The organism is Streptomyces ziwulingensis, assembly GCF_039542605.1.
In the GTDB taxonomy this organism is placed as follows: domain Bacteria; phylum Actinomycetota; class Actinomycetes; order Streptomycetales; family Streptomycetaceae; genus Streptomyces; species Streptomyces ziwulingensis.
Genome location: NZ_BAABIG010000063.1, coordinates 1 through 7,155, shown reverse-complemented (window position 1 = coordinate 7,155; position 7,155 = coordinate 1). Strand labels below are relative to the sequence as shown.

At 76.3% G+C, this 7,155-nt stretch carries 1 protein-coding gene; it reads right to left on the bottom strand.

Translation table 11 applies throughout. The features are described 5' to 3' along the window. Window positions 1-6,969 (bottom strand): SDR family NAD(P)-dependent oxidoreductase (locus ABEB00_RS28030; protein ID WP_345623202.1); only part of this gene is annotated, 6,969 nt, incomplete at its 3' end. Window positions 6,970-7,155: the final 186 nt, after the last annotated feature.

Here is a 7,155-nt window from a genome sequence, read left to right as displayed (position 1 = left end):
CTGCGCCGCGAGGTGCATGGCGACCAGCGAGGACGAGCAGGCGGTGTCCACGGTCACCGCGGGGCCCTCGAAGCCGAAGACGTACGACACCCGGCCCGAGGCCACGCTGCCGGCCGTGCCGGTCATGGTGTAGCCCTGGACGTCCTCGGGGACCTGGCGCAGCCGGGTCACGTAGTCGTGGTGGACGATGCCGGTGAACACGCCGATGTCCTGGCCGGGGGTGGACAGCGGGTCGATGCCGGCCCGTTCCATGGCCTCCCAGGAGGTCTCCAGGAGCAGTCGCTGCTGCGGGTCCATGGCCAGGGCCTCGCGCGGCGAGATACCGAAGAGCTGGGCGTCGAACCGGGCGGCGTCGTGCAGGAAGCCGCCCGCCCGGGTGTAGCTGGTGCCGGGGTGGGCCGGGTCGGGGTGGTAGAGCCGGTCGATGTCCCAGTCACGGTCGGTGGGGAAGCCGGAGATGGCGTCGCGCCGGTCCATGACGAGCCGCCAGAGCTCCTCGGGGCTGTCGATGCCGCCGGGCAGTCTGGTGCTCATGCCGATGACGGCGATCGGCTCGTCGGGGTCGGCCGTGCCGCGCCGGGCGGCGGCGGGTGTCTCCGGGCGCAGGCCCAGGAGTTCGCCGCGCAGGTGGTCGGCGAGCAGGTCCGGGGTCGGGTGGTCGAAGACCAGGCTGCTGGGCAGGCTGACGCCGGTGAAGTCATGGAGCCGGTTGCGGAGCTTGACGGCGGTGAGCGAGTCGAAGCCGAGGTTCTTGAACGGCTGCCCCTCGTCGAAGCCGTCCGAGTCCCGGTGGCCGAGGACGACCGCGGCGCTCTCCCGGATCAGGTCCAGCAGAACGCGGCGCTGTTCGGCGTCGGCGAGACCGGCCAGCCGGGCGGCCAGTCCGTCGCCGTCGGCGGCGGGTGTGCGCCGGATGACGCGCCGGCCGAGGGCGTCGGGGCCGGTGGTGAGGGCGTCGGGGCCGGTGGTGAGGGGGTCCGGAGGGGTGGTGCGGTGGCCGTTGGTGGGGGCGGTGCCCTCAGCGGTGACGGTGTCGTCAGCAGTACCGGCACCGGTATCGGTGCCGGTGCCGGCGGTGGCGGTGGCGGTGAGGGCGACCGGGCCGAGCAGGGCCACGGGCCGGCCGTCGGGGTCCGCCAGCTCCACCAGGTGCCGGCCGTCGGCGGCCGGGGTGACGCGTACCCGCAGCTCGGTGGCGCCCACCGCGTACACGGTGAGGGTGGCGCACTCGGTGAGGGAGACGACGCCGTCCTCGGCCCCGGCCGCGATCCGCAGGGCGGTGTCGAGGAGGACCGGGTGCAGGGTGAACGCCTCGGCCTGGTCGCCGAGTTCTGGCGGCAGCGCGATGTCGGCGAGTATGCGGCCGTCCTGCCGCCACCCGCCACGCACCCCGGTGCGGGCACCGGTCTCGGCGGGCTGGTCCGGCCAGGTGCGCAGGTCGAAGGCGTGCGGCGGGACGCCGGGCGTCAGGGTGGCACGGGCGTGCCGGAGCCACGGTTCGCCCTCGTGTCCGGCCGGCCGGCTGTGCACGGTGGCGCCGCGCGCCCCGTCGGGGCCGGGAGCGTCGACGAAGACGCGGAGCTGGAGGTCGCCGTGGCCGGGGACGACGAGGGGCGCGTCGACGGTGATCCGCTCGACGGTGCCGCCGCCGGTCTCGTCACCGGCCCGGACCAGCAGTTCCAGCAGCAGGCCGGCGGATTCGGTCGTCTGCCCGTCGACGGGGGCGCCGGGGCTGCGGGCGGAGAGCCGGCCGGTGAGGACGGTGCCGATGCCGCCCTGCTCGTCGGGGACCTCCACGACGCCGGCCAGCAGCGGGTGGCCGGCGGACCGGGCGCCGAGCGCCTCGGCGTCGGTGGCGGCGGTGCCGTCGACCCAGTACCGCTGGTGCTGGAAGGCGTAGGTGGGCAGGTCGGGGCCGACGGCGGGGTCCGGGCGGCCGAGGACGGCGGTCCAGTCGACCGGCACGCCCCGCACGTGCAGTTCGGCGAGCGCGGTGCGCACGGCGGTGTCCTCGGCGGTGTCCCGGCGCAGCGTGGTGATACAGCCGCGGGTGTCCGGTCCGAGGGTGCCGAGGGCCATGGCGCTCAGGACGCCGCCGGGGCCCAGTTCGAGGTGGGTGACGACGCCTTGGTCGCGCAGGGCGGTGACGGCATCCGCGAACCGCACGGCGTGCCGGGTCTGGGACACCCAGTAGTCGGGGGTGGCGAGCAGCCCGTCGTCGGCGAGCGAGCCGGTGAGCGTGGAGACGACGGGCACGGTGCCCGGCCGGTAGTGGAGGCGGGCGGCCACGGCGCGCAGGTCTTCGAGCATCGGCTCCATCAGCGCGGAGTGGAAGGCGTGGCTGACGGTGAGCCGGCGGGTGCGGTGGCCGTCCTGGGCGAGGCGCCCGGCCACGGCGAGTACGGCGTCCTCCGCGCCGGACAGCACCAGGGCCCGCGGCCCGTTGACCGCCGCGATCCCGACGGTGCCCGGGGCCCGGGCGAGCAGCGGTGCCACCTCGGCCTCGGTCGCCTCGACCGCGATCATGGTGCCGCCCTCGGGCAGGGCCTGCATCAACCGCCCGCGCGCCGCGACCAGTTCACCGGCGTCCGCGAGGTCCAGGATGCCGGCGGCATGGGCGGCGGCGATCTCGCCGACCGAGTGACCGGCGAGCAGGTCGGGCCGTACGCCCCAGGAGGTGAGGAGCCGGAACAGCGCGGTCTCCAGGGCGAACAGCGCGGCCTGGGTGTAGAGGGTCCGGTCGAGCAGGGCGGCCCGTTCGGTGCCGGGCTCGGCGAACACCACCTCGCGCAGGGGGTGGGCGAGGCCGTCCAGGTGCCGTTCCACGGCGGCGCAGGCGGCGTCGAACGCGTCGCGGAACACCGGGTGCGTGGCGGCGAGTTCGCGGCCCATGCCGGCCCACTGGCTGCCCTGCCCGGTGAAGAGGAAGGCGAGTTTGCCGTCGGCGGGGCTGCCGGTGACGGTGTCCGCGCCGGCGGTGCCCTCGGCGAGCGCGCGCAGGGCGCCGGTGAGCCGCTCGCGGTCGTCGGCCAGGACGACGGCGCGGTGGTCGGGGTGGGCGCGGGCGGTGGCGAGCGCGTGTGCCGTGGCCGCGAGCGGCGTGCCGGTCCGGTCCACCACCCAGTCCGCGAGCCGGCCGGCCTGACCCCGCAGTCCGGCGGCGGTGCGGGCGGAGACGGGGAAGAGGAGCAAGGAGTCGGGCGGGGAGGAGGACGGGGAGGCGGGGGCGGCCGGTGGGCCGTCCACCGCGACGGGCGTGTCCGGGGAGGCGGGGGCGGTCCGCGGGCCGTCCGACGCGACCGGTGTGGCCGGCAGGTCCGCCGGTGCCTGTTCCAGCACCAGGTGGGCGTTGGTGCCGCCGATGCCGAAGGCGGAGACGCCGGCGCGGCGCGGGCGGCCGGTCTCCGGCCACGCCCGGGCCTCGGTGAGCACCTCCACCGCGCCCGCCGACCAGTCCACGTGGGTGGACGGCCGGTCCACGTGCAGGGTGTGGGGCAGCAGACCGTGCCGCATCGCCATGACCATCTTGATGACGCCGGCGACCCCGGCGGCGGCCTGGGTGTGCCCGAGGTTGGACTTCACCGACCCGATCCGCAGCGGCTCCGCACGGTCCTGGCCGTAGGCGGCGAGCAGGGCCTGCGCCTCGATCGGGTCACCGAGGACCGTGCCGGTGCCGTGCGCCTCCACCGCGTCGACCTCGGCCGGGGTCAGCCCGGCGGCGGCCAGCGCCTTGCGGATCACCCGCTGCTGCGACGGCCCGTTCGGAGCGGTCAGGCCGTTCGACGCGCCGTCCTGGTTGACCGCGCTGCCCCGCACCACCGCCAGCACCTGGTGGCCCTGCCGCCGTGCCTCGGACAGCCGCTCGACCAGCAGTACGCCCACGCCCTCGGACCAGCCGGTGCCGTCCGCGCCCTCCGCGAACGCCTTGCAGCGTCCGTCGGGGGCCAGTCCGCGCTGCCGGGAGAACTCGATGAACGTCTCCACGTTGCCCATCACCATCACACCGCCGGCGAGCGCCATGGAGCACTCCCCGTTGCGCAGCGCCTGGGCGGCCAGATGCAGGGCGACCAGGGAGGAGGAGCAGGCGGTGTCGATGGTGACGGCCGGCCCCTCGAAGCCGAGGTGGTAGGCGACCCGTCCCGACACGACGCTGCCGGAACCACCGGTGAGGCGGAAGCCCTCGGTGTCGGTCGCGTGGTGCATCCGCACGGCGTAGTCGTGGCTGTTGACGCCGACGAACACGCCGATGTCCTGGCCGCTCAGTGCGGTGGGGTCGATCGCCGCGCGCTCGAACGCCTCCCAGGACGTCTCCAGGAGCAGCCGCTGCTGCGGGTCCATGGCGAGGGCCTCGTTCGGGGAGATGCCGAAGAAGGCGGCGTCGAAGCCGGGCGCGTCGTCGAGGAACGCGCCGTGCCGTACGTATGTCGTGCCGGCCTTGTCGGGGTCGGCGTCGTAGAGCCGGTCGATGTCCCAGCCCCGGTCGTCGGGGAACTCGGTGACGGCGTCGACCCCGTCGGCCACGACCCGCCACAGGTCCTCGGGGCTGTGCACCCCGGCGGGGAAACGGCAGGCCATCGCGACGATCGCGATCGGCTCGTCGGCCGCGCCGTGGCCCGCCGCGGGTGCCGTGGCGGCGGGGGTGTCGCCGAGGAGCCGGGTGCGCAGGTGCTCGGCGAGCGCGGTGGGCTTGGGATAGTCGAAGACGATCGCCGAGGGCAGCGTGAGCCCGGTGGCGGCCGCCAGCCGGTTGCGCAGTTCCACCGCGGTCAGCGAGTCGAACCCGGCGTCCTTGAAGGCCCGGTCGGCGCGGACGGCGTCGGCGGTGCCGTGGCCGAGCACGTCGGCGGCGTGCCGCCGGACCAGGTCAAGCAGCAGGGCCGGCCGGGCCGCCGGGTCCAGCGCGGTCAGGCGGTCGCGCAGACTGCCGTGGTCGCCGGTGCCGGTGGCGCGGGTCAGTGAGCGGGGCGCGGGCGCGAGGCCCCGCAGCAGGGGTGCCACGGGTGCGGTACGGGCCGCCGCGCGCAGGGCGGGCAGGTCCAGCTTGGCGGCCACCAGGGCGGCGGGCAGCCCGGTGCCGGGGCGCAGGGCGAGGTCGAGCAGCGCCATGCCCTCGGTCTCGGAGAGCGCCGCCATGCCGAGCCGCCGGTTGCGTTGCAGGTCGGCGGCGCCCAGGTGCCGGGTCATGCCGCTGGTCCGCTCCCAGTAGCCCCAGGCGAGCGAGACGCCGGGCAGCCCCTGGGCGCGGCGCCGGTGGGCGAGCGCGTCCAGGGCGGCGTTGGCGGCGGCGTAGTTGGCCTGGCCCGGATTGCCGAAGACGTTCGCGGCCGAGGAGAACAGGACGAACGCCGCGAGGTCGTGGCCCCGGGTCAGTTCGTCCAGCAGCAGGGCCGCGTCCAGCTTGGGCCGCAGTACGGTGTCGACGCTGCCCGGGGTGAGCGCGGTGACGACGCCGTCGTCCAGGACACCGGCGGTGTGCAGGACGGCGGTCAGCGGATGGCGGGCGGGTACGGCGTCCAGGACGGCCGCGAGCTGGTCCCGGTCGGCGGTGTCGCAGGCGGTGACGGTCGCGGTGGCGCCCAGCGCGGTCAGTTCCTCGGCCAGTGTGGCCGCGCCGTCCGCGCCGGGGCCGCGCCGGCTGAGCAGCAGCAGCCGGCGGACACCGTGTGCGGTGACCAGGTGCCGGGCGGTCAGCGCGCCGAGTGTGCCGGTGCCGCCGGTGATGAGGACGGTCCCGTCCGGATCGAGTGCCCGGCCCGGCCACGGGGCGCCGCTCTGCGCGGCGGTGACCTCGGCGCGCGCCAGCCGGGGCACCTCGATGTCTCCCCCGGCCCGTATCCGTACCGCCGGTTCCCCGGAGCCGAGCAGACCGGGCAGCGCGGCACGGACCGCCTCGTCGCCGTCCGGCCCCTCGTCCGGGCCGTCGTACTCGACCAGCAGGACCCGGCCGGGATGCTCGGACTGCGCGGACCGCAGCAGCCCCCGGACGGCGGCCGCGGCGAGGTCCGTGCGGTCCGTGCCGGTCGCCACGACCAGCCGGGTGTGCTCCGCCGCGGGTCCGGCCAGCCACGCCTGGAGGACGGCCAGCGCGTCGGTGAGGGCCGCCCGGGGGTCACCCGGTGCGGGGTCGACGACGTACAGCAGGGCGTCCGCGTCCGCCGCGCCGGCGGTGACGTCCCCGGCGTTCCGTACGGTGACGACGGACGGTGAACCGTCGCTCCCGGGCAGCGGAACCCGCGTCCAGTCGACGCGGAACAGGGCGTCGTGGGTGAGCGCCTCGGCGACTCCGGCGCGCGCCGGGTCGAACGGTTCGGCCAGCACCGCTGCCACGGTCAGCACGGGCCGCCCGGCCGGGTCGGTCAGGTCGAGCCCGGTACCCTCCCCGGCGGCCGGCGCCGACCGTACGGTGACGGCGGTCGCGCCGGACGCCCGCAGGCTGACCCCGCGCCAGGTGACCGCGAGGGACCCGGCGGGCAGCGCCGTGCGGACCGCCGCGTCGAGCAGGGTGGGGTGGACGCCGAACCGCTCGGCGTCCTCGACGGCCTCACCGAGAGCCACCTCGGCACCCGGTCCGTCGGCCGGCCGTTCGCCGTCCACCGCCGGGGCGGCGGGCGCGAGCGTGCCGTGTGCGTGCCGCGTCCAGGCGGCGTCCAGCGCGGCGGCGTCCGCACGCGAGTACACCTCGACGGTACGCCGCCCGCTGTCGTCGGCGGCACCCACCACGGTCTGGACCCCCCGGCCGCCGCGCACCGGCAGTACGACCGGCCGCTCGACGGTCAGCTCCGCCACGACCGGAGCCCCGGCCTCGTCGCCGAGCCGGACCGCCAGCTCCACCAGGGCCGCGTTGGGCACCAGCACCGCGTCGTCGCCGACCACGTGCTCGGCCAGCCACGGCTGCGAGCGCAGGGACCACCGCGACGTCGTCATGAAACCGCCGGAGTCGGGCCGTCCGACGACCGCGCCGNTCGGCACCGGCGGGCAGGACACCCGCCCAGTCCACGGCCACACCCCGGACGAACACCTCGGCCATCGACGTCAACAGCCGCCGCAGACCGCCCTCTTCGCGACGCAAGGAGCCGCTGACGACCGTCTCCGCCCCCGCCTCGTCCACGATCTCGTTGACGGGCTGGACGAGCACCGGGTGGGCGCTGGACTCGA